18 protein-coding genes and 1 pseudogene are annotated in these 25,140 nt (G+C 58.6%); 13 read left to right on the top strand and 6 right to left on the bottom strand.

All coding sequences use genetic code 11. From position 1 onward, the window contains the following. The first annotated feature begins 408 nt into the window (after positions 1 to 408). From LAP85_06685 to LAP85_06660, 6 genes are all read left to right on the top strand, one after another. Complete coding sequence (locus LAP85_06685; GenBank protein MBZ5496072.1) at positions 409 to 2,100, top strand: TolC family protein; 1,692 nt, start codon at positions 409 to 411, stop codon at positions 2,098 to 2,100. A 46-nt stretch (positions 2,101 to 2,146) separates the two neighbouring features. Continuing rightward, positions 2,147 to 2,437 carry a DUF2007 domain-containing protein gene (locus tag LAP85_06680; GenBank protein MBZ5496071.1) on the top strand — a complete coding sequence of 97 codons (291 nt, stop codon included), beginning with the start codon at positions 2,147 to 2,149 and terminating at the stop codon, positions 2,435 to 2,437. A 106-nt stretch (positions 2,438 to 2,543) separates the two neighbouring features. Further along, positions 2,544 to 4,079: a sugar ABC transporter ATP-binding protein gene (locus tag LAP85_06675; GenBank protein ID MBZ5496070.1), complete on the top strand. Its 1,536-nt coding sequence runs from the start codon at positions 2,544 to 2,546 to the stop codon at positions 4,077 to 4,079. Next, the gene (locus LAP85_06670; GenBank protein ID MBZ5496069.1) at positions 4,067 to 5,083 is read left to right on the top strand and encodes an ABC transporter permease; all 1,017 of its coding nucleotides are present in this window, start codon (positions 4,067 to 4,069) and stop codon (positions 5,081 to 5,083) included. Before LAP85_06675 ends, LAP85_06670 begins: the two co-directional genes overlap by 13 nt. A 17-nt stretch (positions 5,084 to 5,100) precedes the next feature. Beyond that, complete coding sequence (locus LAP85_06665) at positions 5,101 to 6,039, top strand: substrate-binding domain-containing protein (GenBank protein MBZ5496068.1); 939 nt, start codon at positions 5,101 to 5,103, stop codon at positions 6,037 to 6,039. Positions 6,040 to 6,066: 27 nt separating this feature from the next. Continuing rightward, positions 6,067 to 8,637 (top strand): hypothetical protein, encoded by a 2,571-nt coding sequence (locus LAP85_06660; GenBank protein ID MBZ5496067.1) that lies wholly within the window; start codon positions 6,067 to 6,069, stop codon positions 8,635 to 8,637. Between the two features lie 209 nt (positions 8,638 to 8,846). Here LAP85_06660 and LAP85_06655 read toward each other — a convergent pair whose 3' ends face one another. From LAP85_06655 to LAP85_06645, 3 genes are all read right to left on the bottom strand, one after another. Next, positions 8,847 to 10,019 carry a DUF2961 domain-containing protein gene (locus LAP85_06655; protein MBZ5496066.1) on the bottom strand — a complete coding sequence of 391 codons (1,173 nt, stop codon included), beginning with the start codon at positions 10,017 to 10,019 and terminating at the stop codon, positions 8,847 to 8,849. Positions 10,020 to 10,094: 75 nt separating this feature from the next. Beyond that, positions 10,095 to 10,583, bottom strand: coding sequence for a DinB family protein (locus LAP85_06650; protein MBZ5496065.1), 489 nt, complete (start codon positions 10,581 to 10,583; stop codon positions 10,095 to 10,097). A gap of 116 nt (positions 10,584 to 10,699) precedes the next feature. After that, a complete protein-coding gene (locus tag LAP85_06645; GenBank protein MBZ5496064.1) occupies positions 10,700 to 11,524 on the bottom strand; it encodes a hypothetical protein in 825 nt (274 codons plus the stop codon). Between the two features lie 321 nt (positions 11,525 to 11,845). On the opposite strand from LAP85_06645, the gene efp reads away from it, so the two are divergent. After that, positions 11,846 to 12,418, top strand: coding sequence for an elongation factor P (gene efp / locus LAP85_06640; GenBank protein ID MBZ5496063.1), 573 nt, complete (start codon positions 11,846 to 11,848; stop codon positions 12,416 to 12,418). Positions 12,419 to 12,591: 173 nt separating this feature from the next. On the opposite strand, the gene LAP85_06635 is transcribed toward efp, so the two are convergent. Then, positions 12,592 to 13,980, bottom strand: coding sequence for a hypothetical protein (locus tag LAP85_06635; GenBank protein MBZ5496062.1), 1,389 nt, complete (start codon positions 13,978 to 13,980; stop codon positions 12,592 to 12,594). A gap of 312 nt (positions 13,981 to 14,292) precedes the next feature. Here LAP85_06635 and LAP85_06630 point away from each other — a divergent pair, with 312 nt between their 5' ends. The 3 genes from LAP85_06630 (at position 14,293) to LAP85_06620 (ending at position 18,724) form a co-directional block, all read left to right on the top strand. Beyond that, a complete protein-coding gene (locus tag LAP85_06630; protein ID MBZ5496061.1) occupies positions 14,293 to 14,694 on the top strand; it encodes a BlaI/MecI/CopY family transcriptional regulator in 402 nt (133 codons plus the stop codon). Continuing rightward, positions 14,691 to 17,339 carry a hypothetical protein gene (locus tag LAP85_06625; protein MBZ5496060.1) on the top strand — a complete coding sequence of 883 codons (2,649 nt, stop codon included), beginning with the start codon at positions 14,691 to 14,693 and terminating at the stop codon, positions 17,337 to 17,339. The genes LAP85_06630 and LAP85_06625 overlap by 4 nt, the downstream gene beginning before the upstream one ends. 101 nt (positions 17,340 to 17,440) lie before the next feature. Then, complete coding sequence (locus LAP85_06620; GenBank protein MBZ5496059.1) at positions 17,441 to 18,724, top strand: VWA domain-containing protein; 1,284 nt, start codon at positions 17,441 to 17,443, stop codon at positions 18,722 to 18,724. A gap of 594 nt (positions 18,725 to 19,318) precedes the next feature. On the opposite strand, the gene LAP85_06615 is transcribed toward LAP85_06620, so the two are convergent. Further along, positions 19,319 to 20,182, bottom strand: coding sequence for a hypothetical protein (locus tag LAP85_06615; GenBank protein ID MBZ5496058.1), 864 nt, complete (start codon positions 20,180 to 20,182; stop codon positions 19,319 to 19,321). A 6-nt stretch (positions 20,183 to 20,188) separates the two neighbouring features. Further along, positions 20,189 to 20,563, bottom strand: coding sequence for a hypothetical protein (locus LAP85_06610; protein ID MBZ5496057.1), 375 nt, complete (start codon positions 20,561 to 20,563; stop codon positions 20,189 to 20,191). A 344-nt stretch (positions 20,564 to 20,907) separates the two neighbouring features. On the opposite strand from LAP85_06610, the gene LAP85_06605 reads away from it, so the two are divergent. From LAP85_06605 to LAP85_06595, 3 genes and pseudogenes are all read left to right on the top strand, one after another. Continuing rightward, on the top strand, positions 20,908 to 23,019 hold the full coding sequence (locus LAP85_06605; GenBank protein ID MBZ5496056.1) for a histidine kinase: 2,112 nt from the start codon (positions 20,908 to 20,910) through the stop codon (positions 23,017 to 23,019). Beyond that, a complete protein-coding gene (locus tag LAP85_06600) occupies positions 23,016 to 23,780 on the top strand; it encodes a LytTR family DNA-binding domain-containing protein (protein ID MBZ5496055.1) in 765 nt (254 codons plus the stop codon). Before LAP85_06605 ends, LAP85_06600 begins: the two co-directional genes overlap by 4 nt. Before the next feature lie 370 nt (positions 23,781 to 24,150). Then, positions 24,151 to 24,827: pseudogene (locus LAP85_06595) on the top strand (hypothetical protein). The last annotated feature ends 313 nt before the right edge of the window (positions 24,828 to 25,140 follow it).

Genomic DNA, 25,140 nt, shown 5'->3' with positions numbered 1-25,140 from the left:
CGGAGCCGGTTTTGCACCAACAGCCGTGCGCGACACCCCCCGGAAAAATAAGGCGCATTGTAGCCTACGAATGGTATCCGGCCAAACATAAAGGAAGGCGATTCTGCCTTTCAGATCCTGCCGGCCACATCAGCCACGCATTGCACGGCACAGCGCATCCCCAAAATCTCAACCCAGGGTACGCTGAGATCGCAGGAAGTAAGACGTTGAAATGTTATGTGAACCGTGTGCGTCCGATCACAGGATGCGGCGCTGTGTGGTCAGGCTCGGGATTCGCGCGGGCTCTTCTCAACTGTTTTCGAGCCGTATTGTCGGCTTTTTGCTTGTTGAAACGATGCTGCTTGTCCTATCGTATTGAGTTCCATTAATTTCGTGCCGCGTAGGTCGAAGCAGAGCAAGGAGTGTCATATGAAGATCTTGGAAGCCTCGCATGGGCGGGGCAAATGCTTTAAGATTGGTGTTTTGGCGATCTTGTCACTTTCTACGTTGGTGTCGTGGGGGCCCTCGCGAGGAGTGCTCGCGCAGGAGCAAAAGCAGGATGCCCCGGCTACGCAGATTCCGAGCTTTCTCCTGAACCCCATCGAACAGGCGGAGAAGGACGGGACGGCGCTGCACATCTCCCTGAAGGAACTGACCAAACTCGCCCTGCAGAACAATCTGGACATCGCGATTTCCGACACCAACGAGGCGATGTATCAGCAGAGGGTGATCCAGACTTACGGATACTATGACCCTGCCATCAACCTGAGCCTGTCGACCGGAAGCACGAAATCCGCAAACACGAACATCACAAACCAGTCCAAGGATAAGTCCCCTTTCAACCAGAGGGATACTGCTGTCTGGAACTTCTCGATCACACAGAACATCCCCACTGGCGGCGGCATCACGGCAACCTACAACTCCAGCCGCATCGACACAACCCAGGCGGCATCTCTGTTCACACCTCAATTTCAGGCGAGCACCCAGATCCAATTCACACAGCCGCTGCGGCGAAATTTCCGGATCGACCAGACGCGCAGCAACATCAAGCTCTACAATCTTGACCTCAAGAGCAACGACAGCAAGTTCAAGCAGAGCGTCACCAGCACGATCGCATCGATTCAAAGCCTCTACTGGGATCTGGTGGGAGCGATACGCGATTACAACATCAAGCGCCAGTCGGTGGAGTTGGCCAGACTTACGGTGGAACAGAACAGGGCAAAAGTCGAGATCGGCACTCTCGCTACCATTACCGTCACGGAAGCTCTGGCTACCCAGGCCACCCGTGAGATCGATTTGATTCGCGCCAGGGAAACCATCGTCAGCACCGAAAACAACTTGAGAAACATGATCTCGAGCGACCGGAATTCCGATATCTGGCATCAAACCATCGTCCCTACTGAATCGCCCGAACTCAAGGAGTACACCGTCGAGCTCGACGAGGCCATCAATGCTGCGCTCAAGAATCGGCCGGAATTGGAGCAATACAATCTGCAGGTGCAGCAGAACGACATTACGTACCAGCTGCAGAAGAACATGCGGAAATGGCAATTCGACCTTATCGGCACATTCGGCTCCACTGGCACGGCAGGGCCTCAGAATACCGGCGGCAGTGTCCCGCCTCAATTTGTCGGCGGCATTCCCAACGCCTACAAGACGATCTTCACTGAAGGTCTCCTTAACTGGAGTGTAGCCTTCGCCGTCCAGATACCACTTAAGAACAGGACCGTCGATTCGCAGCTGGCGCAGACCCAAATCTCGAAGCGGCAGCTGCTCATGAACAGGACCAAGACCGAGCAGAACATCATCGTCCAGGTCCGCAACGCGGTGGAAGCCCTCGAAACCAGCCGTCAACGTGTGGAAACAGCCAAGGTTTCGCTCCAGTTTGCCCAGGAACAACTCGACGGTGAAACCCAGCGCTTCGAGGCCGGCATGAGCCAGAACTTCCAGGTCCTCCAGCGCCAGGCCGATCTTTCTGCAGCGCAGGGCGCGCAGCTGCAGGCCTTGATTGCGTACAAAAAAGCAGTCATCACCTTGCAGCAGAACATGTACAACCTGCTCGAATCCAACGATTTCGAGATTGCCAGGACCACCGGCAAGGGCATGCCCGGCTTCAAGTGAGCGATCACGAGCCTTGAGAGCCTTCAGCTGCGGAGGGAATGTTCGCATGTCCGATCAAGAACATCTGGATCATGACAAACTCGTCGTGTTGATGAAGACCCAGAGTGAAACTGAAGCCAATATTGTAAGGAGCATCCTTGAAGGCTCGGGCATTCATTGCGCCCTGCTGACCCAGGTTCCACACAATATCTATCCGTTTACTGTCGACGGACTCGCCGCAATCCAGATCAAAGTCCTGGACTCGCAGTTGGAAGCAGCCCAGGCGCTGCTGCGCGACTACGAGCGCAGTGCCGAGCTGGACGTGGACGATGTTCCGGATGAAGGTGGCATCCCTTGACGCCTGCGGAAGGCGCAACCTGTCACGAAACGTGCAGGCGGAGTGCTTGCGCATCGGCTTTCATCCCTGTCTCTTGAGAATGTGATATAGGAGGGGAGCACCGGCCATGCTGCTCTCTATGCGCAACATTCACAAGTCTTTCTCAGGTGTTCCAGTGCTTCGAGATGTCTGCTTCGACCTGAACCCGGGCGAGGTGCACATCCTGGCAGGCGAGAACGGCGCGGGGAAGACCACGCTCATAAAGATCCTGGCCGGCGTCCATACCGATTACCGGGGCGAGATCGAGTTGAACGGACGAAAAGAGCGCTTCACCTCCCCGCACGACGCAGCCCGGAAGGGGATTTCCGTAATTCACCAGGAGACGTCTCTTGTCGGGACGTTGCCTGCGATCGACAACATTTTTCTCGGCCGGGAATTGACGAGTCGGTTCTCGGCCGGCTTTCTGGTCGATCGCAAGCGCCAGGCGGCCAGGGCGAAGCAGCTGTGTGCCTTGCTCGGCCTTGACATCGAACTTCAGCGTCCTGTCGACGACTACCCCCTTTCCGTCAGAAACCGCATCGAGATCGCCAAAGCGCTGGCCTCCAACGCCCGCATTCTGATCATGGATGAGCCAACCAGCGCTCTGAGCGACCCGGAAGTCGAGAGACTCTTCAAAATCATCGCCGAGCTGAAGCGCGGCGGCAGCGCGATCGTTTACATTACCCACAGAATGGAGGAGATTTACCGGGTCGGCGATCGGATCACCGTGCTCAGAGACGGGCGGCGGATTGGGACGGCGCCGGCGTCAGAACTTGCCGATGTCGACCTGGTCCGGTGGATGATCGGCCGGGAGCTGGGAACGCGCTTCCCTTCCCGCCCGCCGACGCCCGGCAAGGAGCGCTTGCGGGTCGAGCACTTTTCCGTGGGAAGGCCCGGCACTTCCCCGCCTCATGGAGGGCGCTGGCTGGCGCGGGACGTCTCGTTCGCGCTGCGCTCCGGCGAGGTTCTCGGCATTGCGGGGCTGCAAGGCTCGGGAAACAGCGCACTCCTGGCAGGCCTGTTCGGCGCCCGGCCGGAAGCGGTCAAGGGGAATGTCTATCTCGATGGCAGCTATTTTCCCGTCCGCTCACCAGAATGGTCCATTCGACACGGCCTGGCCCACCTGACCAGCGACCGCAAGGGAACGGGTCTGATCCTCGGTCTGGACGTCGCCAAAAACATCTCATTGGCTTCACTCAGGAGCATCTCGCGATGGGGTGTTCTGCAGACAAAAAAAGAGCGAGAGATGGCTGAAAGGCAGGTAAAATCGCTGGCAATCCGCGGGGCTTCCCTTGCTCAGGAGGTGCAAAACCTGTCGGGCGGCAACCAGCAGAAGGTGCTGCTCGCCAAATGGATCGAGACTCAGCCGAGGGTCCTGCTGCTCGACGAGCCCACTCGCGGCATCGATGTCGGAGCCAGGCAGGAGATATACGCGCTCATCAGCCGCTGGACGTTGGAAGGCATTGCCATTGTGCTGATCACTTCAGAGTTGCAGGAACTCATCGGCCTTGCGGACCGCATCCTGGTAATGCACCGCGGGAGGATCAGCGCCGAGTACTCCCGTGAGCAAGTCACCCAGGAAGGAATTCTGCGGGCTGCGATGGGGGACTCATGGACGAATTGAGTGAACCGGTCGATATCGCGTCCCCATCTTCTCCAGGCGGCCTTCTCGGCGCCCCCTGGATCCGCGCCCTTTCGGCCCTTCTCTTTGTCTTCCTGCTTGGCCTGATCTTCAACGCCGATGGAGCGTTTTTCCAATGGGGAACCCATCGGGACATGCTGCGCCAGATCTCGGTGATCGGCATCCTCGCCTGCGGCATGACCCTGGTTATCATCACGGCCGGGATCGACCTTTCCGTGGGGAGCGTCCTCGGTTTGAACGCGGTCTTGTTTGCCCTGCTCTCGTTGCGCCTGGCCTGGCCGCCGCTGCTTGCTGTCGGCGCCTGCCTGATGGCCGGCATCGCCTGCGGCGCGCTCGCCGGCACAGTGATCGCCCGGTTCAAGATGCAGCCGTTTATCGCTACCCTGGCGATCATGGTTTTTGCCCGCGGTCTCGCAAAATCGATTTCCGGAGGGGAGAAGATCTCGCGAGCCGTGCTGCAGCCTGACGGCAGCTATGTCTATGTGGACCTGCCGGTCTTTTTTCAGAGAATCGACCACAAGGTCCTCGGCGGCAACCTGGCCGTCGTGACCTTGATATTTCTGGGCTGCGTCTTGATCTGCTGGGTCCTCCTGGCCAAGCTGCGCTGGGGCCGTTATCTTTACGCCGTGGGCGCCAATGAAGAAGCGGCGCGGCTCTCCGGGGTCCCCACCGGCTGGGTCAAGCTGCTCGCATATGGGCTGTCAGGGGCGTTTGCGGCGGTCGCCGGCATCTGCCAGGCGGTCCAGGAACAGCAGGGCGATCCCGAGGCCGGTGTGACGTATGAACTCAGCGCCATCGCCATGGTTGTCATCGGCGGCACCTCGCTGATGGGTGGGCGGGGGCGCATTGCCTTCACTCTGCTCGGGACCCTGACTATCGGCTATCTGGAGAAAATCCTGAGCATCAACGCGGTGAGCGAGGCAAGCCGGCTCATTCTGACCGGCATCATCATCGTTGCCGCCGTCCTGCTGCAGAGAAAGAGTTGATAGAAAGGAAATCGGCGATGAGGGCGTTCCCCCGGATTCTTCTGATCGCGGCAATTCTGACTACCGGTATTCTCTCGCTGGGCAGAGAACCGCAATGGATCATAGGGATGAGCCAGTGCAACCTGGGCGAACCGTGGCGTGTCCAGATGAATGCCGACATACGCAAAACCGCCGTGGAACACCCTGAGTTGACGGTGGTTTTCAAGGACGCCCAGAACGACACCCTGAAGCAGCGGGCGCATGTGGAGGAGTTCGTCAGCTCCAAGGTCAACCTGCTGATCATCTCGCCGAAGGAAGCCGCTCCCCTGACCGCACCAACAGCGGAGGCGTATCGGCGCGGCATCCCGGTGATCATTCTCGACCGTCGCGTGCTGGGAACCGACTACACTGCGTTCATCGGTGCAGACAACAAAAGGATCGGACTCGCGGCAGGCCGTTGGGCGGCAGCAAAGCTCGGCAATAAGGGGAAAGTTGTCGAGTTGAAGGGACTGATGACATCGACCCCCGGGCAGGACCGCCACAGCGGTTTCCTTGAAGGCATTAAGGGGACCGGCCTCGAGATCATCTTCGAGGCGGACATGAAATGGCTGGAGCCGGACGCACGGAAGGAGATGGAGTCAGCCCTCGCGGTGCACAGGCGGATCGATCTCGTCTATGCCCACAACGATCCGGGCGCTCACGGCGCCTATCTGGCCGCCAGAGCGGTCGGCCGCGAAAAGGAAATGCGTTTCATCGGGATTGACGGCCTGCCGCAGGAAGGCCAGATCTACGTGCAGCAGGGGATTCTCGCCGCCAGTTTCGAATACCCTACGGGAGGAAAGGAAGCCGTTGAGATCGCACTCCGGATCCTGAAGGGAGAGAAAGTGCCCAAAGAAATCACCCTGCGCTCGAGGGTCTTTACCCCGGAAAACATCAAAATGGGCGGCCAATGGCTGGACCAGATTCCGGTGCGCTGACCAGGCGCAAAAGGAAAGGAGCAGGATATGGCGCGGAGAGGGAGAAAACCTGCGAGGATTCCCCGTCGGGAATTCCTTAAGACATCGGCCCTGTCGGTGGGAGTGGTGGGGACGATCGCAACCGAAGCTGCGCAGGTAAAGCAGGGGCAGCCGGCTTCAGTGCGCGCCCAGGGCCGCCCGTACAACGGCCGTTACTCCGGCGAATCCCTGAATCGGGTTGCATTCCCGATGGGAGGGATAGGAGCCGGCATGATCTGCCTCGAGGGAACCGGAGCCCTGTCGCACTTCTCGCTGCGCAATAAGCCGGAAGTATTCAATGAGCCGTGCACCTTCGCGGCCATTTCGATCAAAGGGGATAACCGGACGGCACGCGTGCTTGAAGGGCCGGTGCCGGCGTGGAAGATCTTTGGTGCACCGGGAACCGGCAATGGCGCCTCGGGAGCCTCCTTCGGACTGCCTCGTTTCGCTTCGGCGTCATTCCAGTCACGGTTCCCCTTCGCGACTGTAACCCTGGCGGACAGCAGGATAGGCTTCATTGTGGAGATCACCGGCTGGAGTCCTTTCGAGCCGGGCGATGCCGATAATTCCTCCCTGCCGGTCGCTGCGCTGGAGTACAAATTTGTCAACCGGTCGGCCGTACCGCAAGAGGCCACCTTCTCCTTCAATGCCAAAAATTTTATGCCCGTAGGCCGGAACGCCCAGGCCGTGCGCGCCGTCCCTGGCGGTTTCATTCTCTGGGGCGGCGGCAGCGAAGGCAGGCCTCACGAGGAAGGCGCTTTTTCCGCAACCGTGGCTGAGCCGGAGGTCAAGGTGAATCATGCGTGGTTCCGCGGCGGCTGGTGGGACGCGCTTACGATGGCATGGCAGGACATTACCGAAGGAGCCTGTTATGACCGGCCTCCGGTCGAGGAAGGCGATGCGGCGCCGGGGGCCACCCTGTTCGTTCCTTTCCGGCTCCAGCCTGGTGCGGCCAGGACCATCACGCTGCGACTGGCGTGGTACACGGGCCGCACCAGTCTGCGGGTAGGCAGAGATCCCGCCGGCCTGGCTCCCGCACCGGGCCAGACCGCTCCGACCTACCAACCCTGGTACGCTTCGCGCTTCCGGGACATCCAGGAAGTGACGAAATATTGGACCGAGCGCTATGATGAGCTGCGGCGAAATACAAAACGATTCAGTGACTGCTTTTTCGATTCCACCCTGCCGATGGAAGTCGTCGAAGCCGTTGCGGCAAACCTCACCATCCTCAAATCACCCACGGTGCTGCGCCAGAGTGACGGCAGGCTCTGGGCCTGGGAAGGTTGCTCCGACGGCGCGGGTTGCTGCGCCGGCTCCTGCACTCACGTATGGAATTATGCCCAGGCCATTCCCCACTTGTTTCCGGCTCTGGAACGGACCTTGCGGGAAACCGAGTCCGGTCCTTCGCAGAGCGAGGCCGGCCATCAGACCTTCCGCAGCGCTTTGCCCATCCGTGTAGTTGAGCATGACTTTTATGCCGCGGCCGACGGCCAGCTCGGCGGCATCATGAAAGTCTATCGGGACTGGCGTATCAGCGGGGACACGGAGTGGTTGCGGCGCCTGTGGCCCAAAGTCAAACAGAGCCTCAATTATTGCATCGAGACCTGGGACCCTCGACACAAGGGGGTGGTCGAGGAACCGCATCACAATACCTATGACATCGAATTCTGGGGGCCGGATGGCATGTGCACGAGCTTTTATCTCGGCGCACTGCAGGCTGCCGTGGCAATGTCCAAAGCACTGGGAGATGATGTTCCCCTCTATGCGGAACTTCATGCGAAAGGAAAGAGCTTCGCCGAGACCGAGCTGTTCAACGGCGAATACTTTATCCAGCGCATCGAATGGAAAAACCTGCGCGCGCAGAACCCGCTGGAGAACAAAAGTATGGTCGGGAGTTACTCACCGGAAGCCGTCGCCTTGTTCGCGAAGGAGGGCCCGAAATATCAATACGGAAACGGATGCCTCTCCGACGGCGTGCTCGGATCCTGGCTCGCCTTGGTTTGCGGCGCCGGCCAAGTGTTCGATCGCGGCAAGGTCGCGAGCCACCTCAGAGCCGTCCATCGCTATAACTTGAAGAGGGACCTTTCAAGTCATGCCAATCCGCAGCGGCCCTCCTATGCCTGCGGCAGGGAAGGCGGCCTGCTGCTTTGTACCTGGCCCAAGAGCGGCGCGCCGTCTTTGCCCTTCGTCTATTCGAACGAGGTGTGGACCGGGATCGAGTATCAGGTCGCATCTCATTTGATGGCACTGGGAATGATCGGGGAAGGACTCGAGATTGTGCGCGCCTGCCGCGACCGATACGACGGCCGGGTCCGCAATCCCTTCAACGAGTACGAGTGCGGGCACTGGTATGCCCGCGCCATGTCTTCTTACGCCTTGCTGCAGGGCTTGACGGGCGCGCGCTATGACGCGGTGGAGAAGATCCTTTACCTCGAGCCCAGTCTCAAAGGGGATTTCCGCAGTTTCCTTGCCACGGCAACCGGCTATGGAACCGTGGGCGTGAAGAACGGGCGGCCGTTTTTCAACCCTGCGGCCGGAGTTCCAGAAATCCGCGAAATCCGATATCAGCCGAAGGCATAGTCCAAGCCCGCGTTCGAGAGGGTGTCAGCCGATTGCATTCGCAAAAACCGCCGTCCCGGGCACGGGCGGGCCACAGGCAGGGATCATGAATGCAGAATTAGCCGCGGTCCAGCCGCGTTTCAACCGGCGATCTCTGGAAACCCTGTCGAGGGCAGCAGGCTGTCGGCGGCCGGCAGAAGAACCGGCTTGCAACCGGCTGCCCCCGGGATCTAGCCGTTCACCTGAACGCCGCCTGGTCCGGGCATCGCATGCAGCACGGGGATCCGGTCTGCGGCCGGCGGTAACGGCGGCAGATCGGTATAAGGCTCGGCCTGGTACCAGTAACAACAGGAATAGAAGTTGTCGCCGCGATTGTTGGCGTGGCCGTGCTCCATCGTGTGCTTGAGGTAACGGGTGAATGTCACTGGATTATCGCCATGCCAGCGGTAGCAGAGGTAGCGGCCGCCGGTGCGCTCCGGAAGCTGAATGTATTGGGCTCCGTACATTTGATGTGAAAAGGGGCGCGCACCGTCCCGGCCGCCGAAGTTCCAACTGCCGAGGAAGTAGTCCTCCGACCCGGTACCGTTGATCACCGGCTTCGTTTCGTCATCGACGAAAATCATGTCGTCGCCCTCGCCCATCCAGAACTCGTTGTTCTGCAGGACGCCGAGCGTGACGCCCATCAGGTGGCCGCGGCCGCGGGTTTCGCAGTAAATGTAGTTGTTTTTGCCGTCCGGATTGAGCACATCCTTGCCGTCCGGACCGGTAACCGGCCTGTTGGGCGCCGCCTGGCGGTAGCCGGCGTGGAAGTAAAGGGCATCTTCCGGCAACGACGGCATCTCCATGTAGTCGATGTTGGAGTAAAACGAGCCTACGTTCTGTCTGCCTTCATTGGCAACCGTGATGCGCGCCTGGATCCGGTAAGGCATGGCGAAATAGCAGTTCAGCGAGCGCCCCGGAGAGCAGGCAAGATAGGCAGACTCGTAGATTGTGTACTCACCGAGGTTGAGCCCGAAAAAATCGCCAACGGGACTCTCGACACTGGGTTTGGCGTTGCCGTCCCAATACATCCGGAGCACAAGTTCCTTCAAGTGATTGATGCTCTGAGCGGAGATGGTGAACCAGATATGCGAGATCATGCCCAGACCTTTGGCCTGAAAGACCTCCAGGGTCTGGCCCGCCTGAATGGGCCAGCGGTCGGAGTTGCCCCCCGTTCTGTCATAACTCGATTGCTTCAGAGACCGGTAGTTCTGCGCGCGCACATAGCCCGGCAGGTAGCCGGGACCAGTCTCTCTGCGCGCCTGCTGTGCCTGGGCGCCGGCGGGAGCGGCAGCCAGGCCGCCCAAAACCATTAACTTCTGCAAAAAAGGCCTGCGTCCTCTTTGCTTTCCATCCAGCGGCATAGTTCCCTCTCCTTTCTATGTTTGGCTGCGATTCTATCACGGCGACAAGTCGGGAATGTCTTTTTCCGCCTCTATTCAACGCTGCAGGCGCTTCAGGAGCTGGATCTGGCCGGCGTGATACAAATCGTGGGAGGAGCTTCCATAGATCATGGCGGCGTTGCTCACCTTGCTGCCGGCCGGAGTGTGGTAGAGCCTGACCTCAGGCAACTCCAGGATCGCCTGGCGCAACCTCCGGTGAGTTTCATCCAGCAGCAGGACATCCTGGCGCCAGGCATCTGGAGTGGCCGATTCCGGGCGGGCAAACCAGTTGCTTCCTTTGAGCGGGAACGATCCTCGCTTCTCGCCGAGAATTCTGCGGCGGACAATGTACTTCCAGTAAGCGACGTGGATCGTGATTTCCCAGATATTGTGCCGTTGGGGCGCGGGTCTCCATAACGCTTCCTGCGCTGTCAGCCCACGGAGTGACCCTCTGAAGTTCGTGCCGTGCCAGGCTTTCTTGTCGTAGGATTGATCCATGATCCTGACTAACAACTCAATCTCAGGATCCGGCGTTCTGTTTTTCATTTTTCCTCCGTCTGACATGGCCCGCTGGAGTTCCGGCTGCGGCCAGCCGCGCACAGGCCAATAGAAATGAGGCGGCGCTCCGAATTCAAGAAACGGCTATACCCGAACCAAGCAGCCTACTGGGGTTTCTTCTTTACTTTCGGCGGTTCAATCTTGTCGTGGCTTTCCACCAGAAACACCTGGTAATCCGAATAGCGGTGGCGGTTCCGGAATATCTGGCCGAGGCTTGAGACCGTAACCAGAACCTCCCGGGGCAGCCAGAAGGTTTTGGTGACGGTAGTGAAGCGCACTTCGCTGAGCCAGATCTCGGAAGTTTGCCTCGTCAGTCCGACATCGCTCCTGGGCGCCAACAGGTCCGTGCGCAGGCGCACAATCTGATAAGTGAGCGGATCCACCCATGCCAATCCCTGATAGAGCAACGGAATGGGCAGCATCCTTTCCCCCACTCTGAAGGTCCCAAAGCAAATCCCGGTTTCCGGCCTCTGCGCAAAGGCGATTGCAAAATAATTGGGTTCCGAGCGCTGGCGTCCCAGATAGCGGAAACGGGAACTGGATTGATAACGTGGATGAAAGAAGACCGATGTGCCTGCGAATCCGGATGACAGAGAAGAATAGCCTCTCAGGCGCGCAGGCCTGATCGGATGGCCTCCGCTGTCGGTCCGGGACTCCTCATAGTTGATACCCTCTTTGTCGGGATGAACCACAAGCAAGTAGTTGAAATTCTGCTCGATGTGGTCATCGATCCTTCCATCGGCCCGCAGTCTTTCCAGGCGGACCTGTTCTTTCGAAGCAGTATTGGGAAAATCGCGGAAGAATGCTTCCACGCTCTCGCCCGTTTTTTGGAGCATAAAACCCAGCTCCGCCTGGTTCTCAGCAAATTCGAGATCGCCAAGTTCACCTGGGTAAGTTCGGAGGAGTTCCTCGACCGTAAGGTCAACCACGCTTCTCGCTTCCGCATAAACCGCAAGTTCGTGGGAAACGATTCCTTGTGACCGCACGATCGGGACCGTCGCAAATGCGATACAGGCGAAACCGAAAGTTAATAGCGGGATCGCACGAGTTGATATAATCCGACGCATGTATGGGCCCTGGGTTTGGACCTTGCGCTAATGAGATGATCTTAATCCCGTATTAGTTCATTTAGGAATATAATTTTGCCCGCGAAGCGATGCGGAAGAACTCGCCCTTTCCAAGGTGGATCGTATCTTTAGTGGGCCTCACGGCACTGGAATTGAAATGCAAGATTTTCGAGGTGGAATCGGATGGCGCTCATCGGAGCTAATGAACTGAAACGCAAAATGCTGATCACGGTCGACGGTCAACCCTTCACCGTAATGGATGTCTTTTTCGCTTCGCCCAGCGCGCGCGGAGCATCCACGATGGTGCGGACGAAGCTGCGGCATCTGATCACCAACGCGGTGCTCGAAAAGACCTTCAAAACCAGCGAAAGGTTTGACGAGCCCGACGTTGTCTTGACCCCCGCTTCGTTTCTGTATGCGGATGGGGAAGGTTTTCATTTCATGGACGAGGGGAATTTTGAGCAATTCAGTCTGACCGGAGATCAACTCGGCGATGAACGGCTCTACTTGAAAGACGGCATCTCGCTGCAAGTGCGCAAATACAACGGCGACCCGATCGCAGTGCAATTGCCACCATTCGTTGAGCTGGCAGTGGCATCCACCGAGCCGGGAGCGCGCGGCGATACGGGCTCAGGCGGCGCGACAAAACCCGCCATCCTCGAAACGGGCCTGCAGGTGCGCGTGCCTCTGTACATCAAGGAGGGCGAGGTTGTGCGCGTGAGCACCCAGACCGGCGAATTTGTCGGCAGAGCCTGAAGGACAAATCTGGTGATCCGGGCTGCTGCAGAGGACTCTGCAACCCTCCATGCGTGCTGCAACCTGGGACTGTGGCAAGTTAACGAATTTGAGGTCAGCGCCGCTGAGACGATTAAGTCGAGGGGCCCAACAACAGGCCTGGCCCCCTCGCCTCATTCGATCCTTGATGTCCGCTATTTGATGCCTGCTATTACCTCGTCCGGCCAGTTCCGACTGATGGGCGCGACCTTGCCGGGCGACCATAGCACAACCTCCGAGCGCCTCGGCGAACCATACCTGGAGCCTGCCGGCACCACCAGGCACAATTGATCCGGATTCCGCCATACTGGGATTGTTCGAAGGTCGTCACTGCCATCCTTGTCGATGATTGCCGTGCTTTCTCCGGTAGCCAGCGTGACCACGCTGACCCTCCCCTTGCTGCCGGGTACGGCAACACGGTTCTGATCAGGGCTCAGCTCGAAAAGGTCTGCCCGGTCTGGTATTTTCGGGTCCATTGAGGGTGGCCAGATCCGGTGCACCGATGCCGGCGTCGCAGGGTCTAATATAAACAATGTAAGTCTATCCGGTATCTGCGGCTCTCCGGCCGGCAGCGTGATCTCGTTAGCCGCGAACAGCACACGCCCATCGAGCAGGCAACGAACCTTAATTGTGTCGCGAAAGACCACGGTTGCGATGTCCTGAGCTGCGGGCAATTCCACCAGAATGGTTCCCCGGGCGTCGCGAACCATTCTCCTGGTCATGCGGCCCAAAGAAGCTGAGTCGGGCCTCGAGCCCTGGCACCGGACAAAATACAGGCTGCGACCGTCGGGCGACCAGTCGGGGTGAGCTGAAACGCCAGCCGCAACATGGATGGGCGGCGCCCCTGCCTCCGTGGGAACAGCCATCAGCGATGTCTCTTCGCTTCCACCCCAGCCCTCCGCGTGCCGTGAGACGAATGCCAGGGCGCCTCCGTCGGGCGAAAGGCGCAGATCAGTGATTTCATCAAGCGTGGTGAAGAGAGTCACGGTAACACTCGTCCTATCTGGAAATGCAGCCGCCACCTGCACGGTGCGAACCTCGACTTTCATGTCATCCAGTTTTGTGAGGACCTCGCGGGTTCTTTCGAGGAAAGGCGCGTCTCCCCGCTCTTTGAGGTAAAACAGAGCGAGGGCCCATTGCTCCATGTTCAGCGACCCCGCGTTGGAGGGTTTGAAGTCATCCAGGTCGCCACTATAGTTGAGCAGTTCGTCGCGCGCGGTCATGGCAGCAGCAATTGTTTTCTTCTCGTCGAAATCCAGGGGCGCAGCCTTGACCAGCTCTTCCCAGCTGTCGATCTCCTGCTTGCGCACCATAACCATATGATTCGAGTCCGGGAGCCATGCTGTAAGCGCAACACCCTCGGCCAGAGGATTCGACAGTTTTCCTCGACTGTCGCAAAGATAAAGCCTGCCGTTGCTGAGAACCGCTGCCTGCTCGCCGTCCGTGGACCATTGAACGGTCTTCTCGGGAACACAAGCGCTCACAAAAAGCGCCGCCAACAAAAGGAACATGAAAAACACAGAACTTCGAGTGAACCTTGCCATCGCGCACCTCCATGTTTCTCCAGCGTCGGCCTTTCACAACGGCTGCCGAGTGCCTCAAGCGAGAGGCTCTACCCATAACAAGCGACAAAATCCTGAGATTATTGCAGCGGGCCGTTATGGCGCCGCCCGGCTGTGCCGGACCAGGACCACGATGAGCGCACGGGAGCCCGGCGGTCGCACGGATTGCCTGCGTGAGTTCTGCTCCCTTATAGACGGGCGTCTATTACTTTCTTGACAAAAAATAGACGTAGGTCTATATAATTCAATCAACCGTTTTTTCATGACCCTTCATCTAATAAACGAGGGTGGCGCATGAGCGGTAAGAATGTCCCCACAGCAGAACTGGAGGTTCTCGCCTGCCTGCAGCGGTTGGAGCAGGCGACGGCCAGAGAGATCCGCGAGAGTATGCAGCAGTACCGGCCGATGGCTCACGGTTCCGTCGTGAACCTGCTCAAGCGGCTCGAAGCCAAGTCGCTCGTCACCAGGAAGAAGGGGCACGTGGGCAAGGCGTTTATTTACAGCACCACGCAGGCGGCCGGGTCGATATACCGGAATCTGCTGAGCCGGCTGCTGAACCGGGTCTTTGGCGGTGACAGCCTGTCCCTGGTCGCTTCCTTATTCGAGACGAAGCCGCCGGACCCTGAGCAGCTGGCAAAGCTCGAAAAACTGCTGAGTGACTTAAGGGCGAAGCAGCGCGGGAAGGAGAGGCCGTGATTGAGGCCGTCAATTCAACTGCCGAGATCTGGTTTCGAAACATGGCGAGCGCGGGCGTGCAGGCGACGCTGCTGGCGGTAGCCATCCTCGGAATCGTTTGCACAGGTCGCCGCTGGTCTCCGGCTTTGCGCCACGCGCTCCTGATGGTGGCTTTGCTCAAATTTGTAATGCCGCCCGCGCTGTCTCTGCCCACAGGGCTGTTCAGTCATTTCAAGCCGAACCCACCGGCAGAGTCCGCGATGACGAGCCGCAATCTGCTGCCAATCGTTCAGGATGCGCTCTGGCCTGCCGAGCATCAAACAGCCGCCTCGATTTCTGCCCAGGATCCGAGGTCGGAAAAGGCTTCCAATCCCGCCTTATCGCTTGCATCGAGAGCCAAACATTCGCTGACGTCCAAAGCCTGGTTGATGATGGTTCATCTGTTGGGTGCCTTCCTGGTCCTTGCCTGGGTGTTGCTGCAAAAGATCCGGTTGTTGCGCCTCTCTTCAAGCGCAATCCCGGCAACCGATCCGGAACTGCTCCAGATCCATGACGAACTGTGTCGAAGCATGAGGCCGGTCCGCCGGCCCCGGCTTTTACTGACCAGGGAAAATCATGCCCCAATGACTTTCGGCACCTGGAGACCGGTGGTTGTGTTGCCGCGGGATCTGGTGGCAGCCCTGCCTAAATCAGAAATTCGCGTGATCCTCGGGCACGAGCTGGCGCATCACCGCCGGTGGGATCTCTGGCTGAACTGGCTGCAGATTCCGATTTCAGCCGCATGGTGGTTCAATCCTGTCTATTGGGCGCTCGTCCGAAGAATCCGAATTGTCCGCGAGGATTGTTGTGACGATTTGGTTGTGGCTTCGGGATTGACCTCCGGGGAAGGCTATTGCCGGACCCTCCTCCAAGCCGCGCGCGTGGCATCGGGGAGCGCCATGGCAGGTGCTTCCCTCGCCTACATCAGCGAGTCTCCACCGCTACAAAGGAGGTTCCAAAGAATCATGGGCGCTGATTTCATAAGGACTCCGAAAGTCGCCAGGACGGGGATCCTGGCCGTGTCGGCACTGGGGCTGCTCCTCCTGCCAGGTGTCGAGCCGGGTGCCTTTAACGGGATCCCGGTGAGCGCCGGCGCGAGTGCAGGGAGCATCATGCCTGCAAGCGATCGAGCCGTGCAGTCGGCGACGGAGGCTCTCGTGCTGATCCCTCCGGCCGCGACATCCAGGTTGATAGAAGGCAGGACCGGCCCGCAGCAAGTCGGCCGGGTCGCGGTCGTTCCAAATCCCAGGCCGCCGCAAACGCATGTTACCGGGAAGGTTGTCGATGCCGGGACGAAGCTGCCCGTTGATAGCTTCAGTGTCACAAGAAGCCGGCGGTACGTCTTCGGTGAGTGGGTCGACTTTGCCTGGGCTGTCCTGGGCGAGAAAGGCAAGTTTGCTCTCGACCTGGATGACAGCCTGCCCAACTATGGCATCAGGATCGAGGCTTTCGGCTACTTTCCCAGCGCCGTTCTGTCCGTGGAGACGGGGAAGGGAGACCGCAATCTGGAGTTCGCGCTGGTCCAGGGTGACGGCCCTACCGGCATCGTGCTGTTGCCGGGTGGCGGACCCGCCGTTGGCGCCACAGTCTCGCTTTTCGGCGGGAGCACCTTGATCGTGGACGGAGTCGTTGGCGGCACAACACAGATTCCCGGAAAATCGATTTCCGCGATTACCATGGAGGGCCCGGAGCAGCTGAGGAACTCATCCAAATCCTACGGCTCGACCGCCTCCGTTTTCACCGATTCATCCGGCAGATTTGCCTTCGGCCCGATGGCGGACGCGCACACGGTTGTCGTGATTCACGAAAAGGGATTCGCGACAGCCAGCGTGGAACGATTGGCAGTATCCCCTGCCCTGATTCTCGAGCCGTGGGGGCGAGTGGAAGGCTTCCTCAGGATCGGCGATCAACCGGGTATGAACCGGACAGTTGCGCTGACGAAGGGAACGGCGCAGAAGGCATTGAATCCTCTCCCTCCGAATTTCAATCTGACTCTGACGGCTCAGACTGATGCCACGGGAAAGTTCGTCTTCCCGAAGGTCCCTCCCGGCATGCAAATGGTCGCACTCAGGCTGCCAGGATACAAAGGCAACGCTTCCCGCAGCATAGAAACTCAGGCTACGCCCGTTTTCGTCGGGACGGGGGAAACGGCCTCGATCACATTGGGTGGCACGGGTCGCCCGGTTATCGGGCGCGTCGTCGCTGCAGGAGCAGATTCCCCGATCGACTGGGATGCGCCGGGGAGCAATCACTACATGACGCTGGTGATATCACCACCTCAGAGGCCGAGCACGCCGGAAGCGGCGAGTGCGTATCTGCAGAGCGAGGAATACAAAATTGCATATCAGGCTCAACGCAGATATGGTTTCGAGATCGCGCCGGATGGTTCCTTCCGCATTGAGGACGTCCCCGCGGGCACCTATCGCCTGAATATCTGGGTGGGCGCACCAGTGCCGCAACCGATCTACGATCCTGCCCGGCCTGACGCGAGTCCCGTCCTGTCCACCGGCCTGATACGGTTGGGCAGTGTCGCGCATGAGATCACGGTGCCGGAGATGCCGGGCGGTTGCAGCGACGTACCGCTCGACATCGGCATCATCACCATGCAGATCACGGCCAAGAAGTGAGGGAAGCGGGCTCCCATGCTCGCATGGGAGCGCCTTGCCGTGCGGCGGCTTCCCGATTTTTCGCGGCACACAAACACCGGGTCCCATCTATGGGGCGCATCTTGAGATTCTTGCGATACCTCTCCCTGCTTTCGATCGGCGCACTTTGCGCCGTGGCAGCTCCTCGCTTCCAACAGGCGGGATCCTCCAACTCCACTCAAGGAGGCGCCGGGAATCAACGCCCCGGACCCCCGGGGACAATTCGCGTCCAGGTCCGGCTCGTTCCGGTGGATGTGATCGTGACCGACGCGAAAGGCAGGCCGGTGACGGACCTGAAGCAGGAGGACTTTCAGATTTTTGAAAACGGGAAGCTGCAAGAGATCCGGCACTTCACCCTCCAGAAACTCACTGACTCTGCGCCTGAACCGGCCGCACGGCAGCTGCCGCAACCAGCTCCGAGCGTCGAATTTGCGCCGCAGACTTCCCGTACCTTTCTGATCCTGATGGGGCGCGGCAGGTTCCAGATCCCGTTCAGGAGCTTGGACGATCTGATCCAGTTTGTGCGCAAGGCTCTTCTGCCGCAGGATCGCGTGGCGGTGTTTGCTTTCAACCGCGCCACCAACTTCACGACGAATCATGAGCGGATCGTGCAGGTGCTCGAGCGCTACAAAAAGGAACATGAGTGGATCGAGGCCCTGGAGGCGCAGCGCCTGAGCGGTCTGGGTGGCATCTATGGCAGCTGGGCCATGCCCAAATCGTATCAGCCCCGAATCGACAGGATTTTTGCCGATCCCGAAGGGCTGGAATCCCGGCAGCTGATCCCCGACCGGATGACGGACCAAGGGAAGATGACCAGGGAAGCGGACCGGGTTACAGAGACGCTCCTGCGCAAGGCAGCCGCTGAGGAGGCAGCCAAGGAGGGGGATCCGGCTGCGCTGCTCAGGCTGAACATGATGCAGTTCGACACACTGGCGGCGGAAGCCATCACCAGTTTGCCGTTCTCGGATTACGCTTCCGGGTTCGCGTCAACCCAAGGGGATGTCCAGAACATCTATACCTGCATCGACTATCTGCGCTTTATGGAGGGGGAGAAACACCTGCTCTTTTTCACTGACCGCGGGCTCATGCTGCCGCGAATCGAATACGAGGAGAGCATCGCGGCATTCGCCAATGATGCGCGCGTGGCAATTGACATATTCGACACCGGAGGGTGCTGCCCGTCCATGGAAGTAATGTCCAGCATGAGGAATATGTCACAGCTCACGGGCGGGAGAGCTTCCATCACCGAGTATGCCCGGCAGGGTCTCGCGCGCGTGAATGAAACCACGCGCGTCCAGTACCTGCTCGGATACTATCCGAAGGACGAAAACTGGGATGGGAAATATCGGAACATTAAGGTAAAGTAGATGGACTGCGGCTTTCAAGCGCATCATTGTCGGTCTGCTCCGGATGAATGTGCCGGACCGCTTTGAAAGCGGTCATCAGCCGCTCGCGATAAAGAGGGCTCAGGAAAGCCGTAAGAATAAATGGAAGGACAATCCCCAATAGGACGGCCGCACCAGCCCAGATGTAAGTGCCGCGAGGAAACAGAAAGCTCCACCAATCGGCGCGCATCTGAGGTTCCCTGACAGCCAGCGACCCGACGTATAACAGCCTCAGCGCAAAAAGGAATATGAGGCTCCAGACACAGTATAGTGCCGTAAAGAGCAAGACGTTCCAATGTTTCCTGCACCACCTCCCTGCCAGGATTCACCTCCTGTTTTCCCACCTCGATGCCGAAGGTCCAGGAAGAGCCCTTTTCCGCATATCTTAAAGGAAAGGAGAGTGTCGAGCGTGCGCTTGCCGTCTGGGACTGAGCCGGTGAGTAAATAACAAAGATGCTCAGCACCAGTGCCGGCAGATATAGTCGGAAAAGGAATATGCTCGTCCTGGCCGACAGTCCGGCTTTCTCGGGAGCGAGATTCACACGCATGACTCCTGTCAGGATATGATTCTGCCCGTTACTGCAACTCCCTTGGCAGATATCCCGCCGGGATGACGAGGAATTTGTAGCCGCCGACATCAGTAAAGAAAATCCGCCCCCGGTTGGCGTTCAGCCATTCTTCCCAGTGCGCCGTGTCTTGAAACGACTCACCCGTATATCGCTTCAGGAGCTTACCGGCCGGCTGAGCCTTCTCGGGATCCTTCAGCAAGGCAATCAGCTTCTCGAGAGTTTCCAGCCTGCGGTTACTGTTGAGGCCCAGCGATCGCATCTCATCATCGATGAGGTACCGCTTTTCGGAGTAGAAGACAAGCTCGAGATTATCTTGGTAGTGCCTGGCCAGGCCATCCGGATCGTCCTTGTATCTGGCGAACAGATCCGCAGGGAAGGCCGCCTGAAGGTACGTCGAATCACGAATTATCTTCATCAAAAATGCGGTAGTGATGGCGCGGTTCCGGGATGCGGCGTTGAGCTTCACGAGCGGCGGCTTCCCGTCGAACTTGTGAACGTAGCAAACGCAGTTGAGGAAGAAATTCCTTCCGGCCGCAGTCATCTGCGAGGGCGCGCCTGAGAATCCCCATTGCAGGAAGTTTCCGTGCCGGCTGACGCCGGCAGCGCCGCTCTGTTTGGTGACATTGAAGCCCGGCGTGAGAATCTCGGCATCGGGGAAGCCATCGAACCGGTCGGGGTCGGCGACAACACCGCCGACATTTTTGGCCGTGTTCTGGATCCGCCAGACCTTGAGCTCGGCAGGGAGTTCGCGGCCGCCGGGATACGACCGGTAATTACCCGGCGTCTTCCACATTTCGTACTCGGGCTCGACCTTGAAAGGGCTGGTGAAGACTTCGTGTCGAATCGGCTCCCCTTGAGCCGCATCACTCATGCAGTTTCACATATACCCGGTTTTCAGCCCGCGCTGCATGCTGATCATGCCGCCGGTCACGCCGATGGTCAGCGTTGGCTTCGTATAGCTGGAGGGAAGTTCCGGGTGAGGAGATTTGAACCCGTCGCCGTCATAATCCAGCAACACAACATCAGAACCCTCTGCTGAACTGGGAGTGAACTGCGCAAGATCGCCGGTCTTTATATGGCTGAAATGCTGGTCGAGAAACTCGACGAAATCCTTCTCGCGGGCGGAATCGGGATGGCCGACGTACAGTATCTGCAGGTCGATCTTACCGGCCGGCTCGGTCGGCAACGATGCAGACGATGCCAGCACAGCGGCCCCCACAAGCAGCAAAAGTGCGAGTGCACTCCGTCTCATGATGGGCCTCCAAAGTCCTGTCAGGATTGCGCACCCATGAACAAGTAAACCGGCCATGGTGCTGGTCTCGATGTCTCTCTTCTGAGGCAACAATACGCCCGACGGTGCCCCGAGTGCAAGAAGATAAGCCGGGCATGGGAGGGATCGGGTGGGCTGCTGCCACCACGGCACACCCAGTGGAATTTTCAGACCTGATTTCTGTTTGGCACATCCGCTCGCCGCACGAAAACAACCGTTGACCGCTTTTTTCTCACGGAGTGCAGCCGATCTGCGGATAATGCACTTGTGCCGCGATTCAAACCGGCGCGGGCACGGGTCGAAATCGATCAGTCAGGTGAATCATAATGATCTACTACATATCAGTCACAGCATTTTTGATTGTCACCGCCGGTTTTATCGGCCTGGGCATTGCCGTATATCGGAGAGCACCACGCAACGTTGAAGTAAAGGTCTTGCTTCTAATGCTGGCGATTTTTTCTCTTCAGTCCATGCTTCTATCCCTCGATGCTCTGCTTTTCGGCATCATCGGCATCGTTGCGGACCAATCCCATACACTTCTTTCGGTAGTGGAGAACAGCCTTCAGCTTTTTGCTCTTGGCGCCGTCTTTCATTTTGTCTTCCTTACTTTCTCCAGAGCTCTTGACGAAAGCGGCCTGCTGACCGATCCCTTTTCCCAACTCCAGAATTACAAGGGTCAGTACTGGTTCTGGGTCTGTGTCATTTATTCACTGCCATTGGCAAGCATCGGCAAATACACGTACCTGGTTTTCAGGTCCTGGCAGGAGCATCCCTCGGGCAAGATGGTGTTCCCACCCATGCCGTCGATGCAATTTTTTTATGCTGTCAATTTTTTCTGGTTTTTCATGTTCACACTCCGGGTCGTGGGCCTCTTGTACCGGAAGGGACCCACCCTCAAAAAGAACACGATCCTCGACAGCCTTCTGGCGCTGTTGGGAACATATCCAAAACACGACTATGTCCTTCACCTCGGCGATTACTATCATCCCGGATATAAGCGGAACGCGGCCCCGGCAAGTAGAGATGATTGGATGGCGTGCCTGGTCTTATCCCTCTGGATGCTCATGTTTATGGTAGTCGGACTCAGGTCCCTGGGCGGTTCGATTGATTTGGGTCAATTCTCGGGGATGCTCGGTTTTTTGCTGCCTTCGGTTTTTGTGGTGCCGCTCATTTATTACAAGATGCGGTTCGTATTCTTTGATGTCTTGATCAAACGCGGTCTGATCGCGGTCATACTTCTGGCTTCCGTCGCGCTCTATTGCGGCCTGATTCTGGTTCCGGCATACGGGAGACTGGCTTCCAGGAGCGCGGCGGCAGGCGCGCTGGCTCTGTTCACCGGGACAACATTGTTCATGGGCGTTTGGTTGGCTCTTTATGGCCGTTTGAACCTTATGCTTGACCGCCATCTGTTCAGGAGGTCCGACTACGGAACGGCCATTTCCGAAATAGACCTTGCAATGAAGCAGTTCATCGAGCCCGAGCAGCTTCTGGACGATGTAAAGAACCGGCTGCGTTCTGCAGTCGATGCCGAAGACATTGAGTTTGTGCCACTGGAGCTCACGCAATCAGGCCGCGCTCCCCAGGGTTTCGTTTCCGGCGCCGGCTCGATCCAGCGTCAGTTGATCACCGCTGAGATCCCGGTGGTCGCGGCCGACAGAGTTTACGGCGTGTTGAGATTCGGCGAACGGACCGGCAGGTTCCGGTATCAGAGCGAGGACCTGGCCTTTATGACGGCCGTCGCCGGGCGTTTGGCTGAAATGCTCCACAACTTCGAGCTGCGATCGGAGAGGGTGGCGCAACAACAACGGGAAGAGCACCTGCGGGCGCTTGCGCAACAGTCGGAGCTTCGGGCGTTGCGCGCGCAGATCAACCCGCATTTCCTGTTCAACGCCCTGAACAGTCTCGCGGATCTGACCCAGGAAGATCCGACAGCGGCGGAATCCGCGATCCTGCACCTCTCTCATGTGTTTCGATATGCATTGGATGCCAGCCGGCGCGAAAGCGTGATCCTGGATGAGGAACTGAGTTTCGTCGAGTCGTATCTGGTGGTGGAGCGCTTGCGCTTTGAGGACAGGTTGCGCTACGAGATCGCCGCTTCGGCGGAGGCGCGCAGTTGTCGTACACCCCCGATGCTGATTCAGCCTGTCGTGGAAAATGCTGTGAAACACGGGATTTCCTGCAAGATCGACGGGGGCATGGTCAAAATCAACGCGGCAGTCGCAGACGAGACACTTCGTATCGAAATAGAGGACGATGGTATCGGCTTCGATCCCAGGTCTCTCGAGAGTCTCCGGCGCCAGGGAGTCGGGCTGGAGAATGTGCGCCTGCGGCTCGAACACGTCGCCGGGCCGGGAAGCATGGCCATCAGATCCACACCTGAGGGCGGAACGAAGGTATCCCTCCAGATGCCCGCTCAGAGAGGAGAGGATCCGCAATGAAGGTGCTGATCGTCGATGACGAACCCCGCGCCCGCAACCGGATGGCCAGGCTGCTGCATTCCATGAAGGGAATCGAGATCTGCGGGATTTCGAGCGATGGGGCAGAGGCGCTGGAGACAATTGAACGCGCAAAGCCGGATGTCGTCCTTCTGGATGTGCAGATGCCGGGTCTGGACGGCTTTGAGGTCGTGACCGAGCTTCGAGGGAGCAGCCTCCCTCTGGTTGTGTTCGTCACGGCGTATGATCAATACGCACTGAAAGCCTTCGAAGTGAGTGCCGTGGATTATCTGCTCAAGCCGGTATCGGAGGAGCGGCTGCGGCAGGCGCTGGCAAAAGCAGAGAAAGTGCTGCAATCCAGCTCCGCGGCTCTGTCTTTCGCCGCCGAACAATATGGGCGAATGGCTGCGGCGCTCGCGGCCGCGCGCCCAGGCTATTTGCAGCGAGTGGTCGGGCGTCGTGCGCACCGCATATGCATCCTTCCCGTTTCCGACATTCAGGCATTTCTTGCCGAGGATGAGCTGGTCTTTGCGATACTGGAGCAGGGCCGGGTCCTGATAAACCGCACGCTCAAGGAACTCGAGTCCCAGCTCAATCCCGATCAGTTCGCCCGCGTGCACAGGCAGGCTATTGTGGGTCTTTCTCACATCACCGAAATCGAACCTATGGCAAACGGCGGAGCGATGGCGAGGCTTCGCTCCGGGCTGAGCATCAGCATCAGCCGCAGGCATGCCGCATCGCTGAAAGTGCAGCTCGGATGGTGAAGCCACCGTGTCGCATCGGGAACAGTCCACCAGGCGCCGCGGTGCGCTCGAGCGCATACATACGCCCAGGTGCTCCGGTTGGTGAACGTGGGGATCGCTATCGCTATCGGCTTTTGCCAGTTAAGACTTCCGAATGCGATGGCGATGCCGATTTGTCTACGTGCTGCGGATTCAAGGACATTAGTTACGATAAGACCGAAATCAACGTGCCCATGGACGACGGCATATTCAAGATGCCGGGCGCGGAAAAGCCCGCGATCAAGAAGTGACACCGCCTCCGCTTCTCTGAACGGCAGTTGTCCCTAGCCCGGCATGAAGATCAAGGCTGACGGATATGGCCATCGAAGTTGTCGGCCTTTAGCCGTCAAGGATGGGAAGGCAGGATCGAAGGAACAATCCTCTTGTTGAATCTGTTAACCTGTTTGAAGGAGACTTCGGCGTGCTCCCTGCGACTCTCATCTTTGTCGCTACATATCTGGTGATCGCTGTCGGGCGTGTGCCCGGCTTCCGTATCGACCGCACAGGTGCGGCCATCATCGGCGCGAGCGTGATGATCGGATGCAACGCCCTGACCTTTGAAGAGGCGTACGCTGCCATCAATTACGACACGATCATCCTGCTCTTCGGCATGATGATCGTCGTGGCGAACCTCCGCCTCTCGGGATTCTTCACTGCCGTAAGCGAATGGGTTGTGCGACATGCCCATCATCCGCTCGCGCTTCTCGCGGCAATCGTCGGTGTTTCAGGCGTATTTTCCGCGTTCTTCGTCAACGACACGCTGTCCTGTCAAATCTTGTCAGCAACGTACCAGCAGTGCTGGTTTTCAAGCCGTTCATGCCGCGCCTTGCAGATCCGACGCAGGCATGGCTGATTCTTGCGATGGCCTCCACGCTTGCCGGAAACCTGACGGTGCTCGGTTCAGTGGCGAACCTGATCGTGGTCCAGCGGGCGCGCCCGCAAGTACAAATCTCGTTCTGGGAGTACTTCAAGGTCGGAGCGCCGCTTACGGCTGCCACCATTGCCATTGGCCTGCTGCTTCTGCGCTGACGAGGAAGGGATTTGCAGTGCCGTGAATGCCGCTGTGGACCGGCTACGATGGCTCCTGCGCGTGAGCAACGGGAGAGCACCGCGCGCCTGCAAACCGGCGCAACAGTCGATCACAGGCTTGTCCCACCGTGTCCAGTGAGAATTCCCGGCCCACGTGTTGCCGGGTAGTTGTCCTTTGCCTTGACCGGCCAATCTCTGCTCATTTTTCCGCTGGGAAGAGTGCTTCGAGCTCGGCGGTCACCTTGAGGAGGCGGTTGGCAAGACGCTCGATTTTACGCCGCAGTTTTCCTTCGGGAAGTTGACGACGATACAT

The sequence above is a fragment of the Terriglobia bacterium genome, assembly GCA_020072565.1.
GTDB lineage: Bacteria > Acidobacteriota > UBA6911 > UBA6911 > UBA6911 > JAFNAG01.
This window is presented reverse-complemented; position numbering and strand designations above follow the sequence as displayed.

Excerpts from the sequence above, each read along its gene's own strand:
- LAP85_06685 (MBZ5496072.1), top strand. The coding sequence starts at position 409 with ATGAAGATCTTGGAAGCCTCGCATGGGCGGGGCAAATGCTTTAAGATT.
- LAP85_06680 (MBZ5496071.1), top strand. The coding sequence starts at position 2,147 with ATGTCCGATCAAGAACATCTGGATCATGACAAACTCGTCGTGTTGATG.
- LAP85_06675 (MBZ5496070.1), top strand. The coding sequence starts at position 2,544 with ATGCTGCTCTCTATGCGCAACATTCACAAGTCTTTCTCAGGTGTTCCA.
- LAP85_06670 (MBZ5496069.1), top strand. The coding sequence starts at position 4,067 with ATGGACGAATTGAGTGAACCGGTCGATATCGCGTCCCCATCTTCTCCA.
- LAP85_06665 (MBZ5496068.1), top strand. The coding sequence starts at position 5,101 with ATGAGGGCGTTCCCCCGGATTCTTCTGATCGCGGCAATTCTGACTACC.
- LAP85_06660 (MBZ5496067.1), top strand. The coding sequence starts at position 6,067 with ATGGCGCGGAGAGGGAGAAAACCTGCGAGGATTCCCCGTCGGGAATTC.
- LAP85_06655 (MBZ5496066.1), bottom strand. The coding sequence starts at position 10,019 with ATGCCGCTGGATGGAAAGCAAAGAGGACGCAGGCCTTTTTTGCAGAAG.
- LAP85_06650 (MBZ5496065.1), bottom strand. The coding sequence starts at position 10,583 with ATGAAAAACAGAACGCCGGATCCTGAGATTGAGTTGTTAGTCAGGATC.
- efp (MBZ5496063.1), top strand. The coding sequence starts at position 11,846 with ATGGCGCTCATCGGAGCTAATGAACTGAAACGCAAAATGCTGATCACG.
- LAP85_06635 (MBZ5496062.1), bottom strand. The coding sequence starts at position 13,980 with ATGGCAAGGTTCACTCGAAGTTCTGTGTTTTTCATGTTCCTTTTGTTG.
- LAP85_06630 (MBZ5496061.1), top strand. The coding sequence starts at position 14,293 with ATGAGCGGTAAGAATGTCCCCACAGCAGAACTGGAGGTTCTCGCCTGC.
- LAP85_06615 (MBZ5496058.1), bottom strand. The coding sequence starts at position 20,182 with ATGAGTGATGCGGCTCAAGGGGAGCCGATTCGACACGAAGTCTTCACC.
- LAP85_06610 (MBZ5496057.1), bottom strand. The coding sequence starts at position 20,563 with ATGAGACGGAGTGCACTCGCACTTTTGCTGCTTGTGGGGGCCGCTGTG.
- LAP85_06605 (MBZ5496056.1), top strand. The coding sequence starts at position 20,908 with ATGATCTACTACATATCAGTCACAGCATTTTTGATTGTCACCGCCGGT.
- LAP85_06600 (MBZ5496055.1), top strand. The coding sequence starts at position 23,016 with ATGAAGGTGCTGATCGTCGATGACGAACCCCGCGCCCGCAACCGGATG.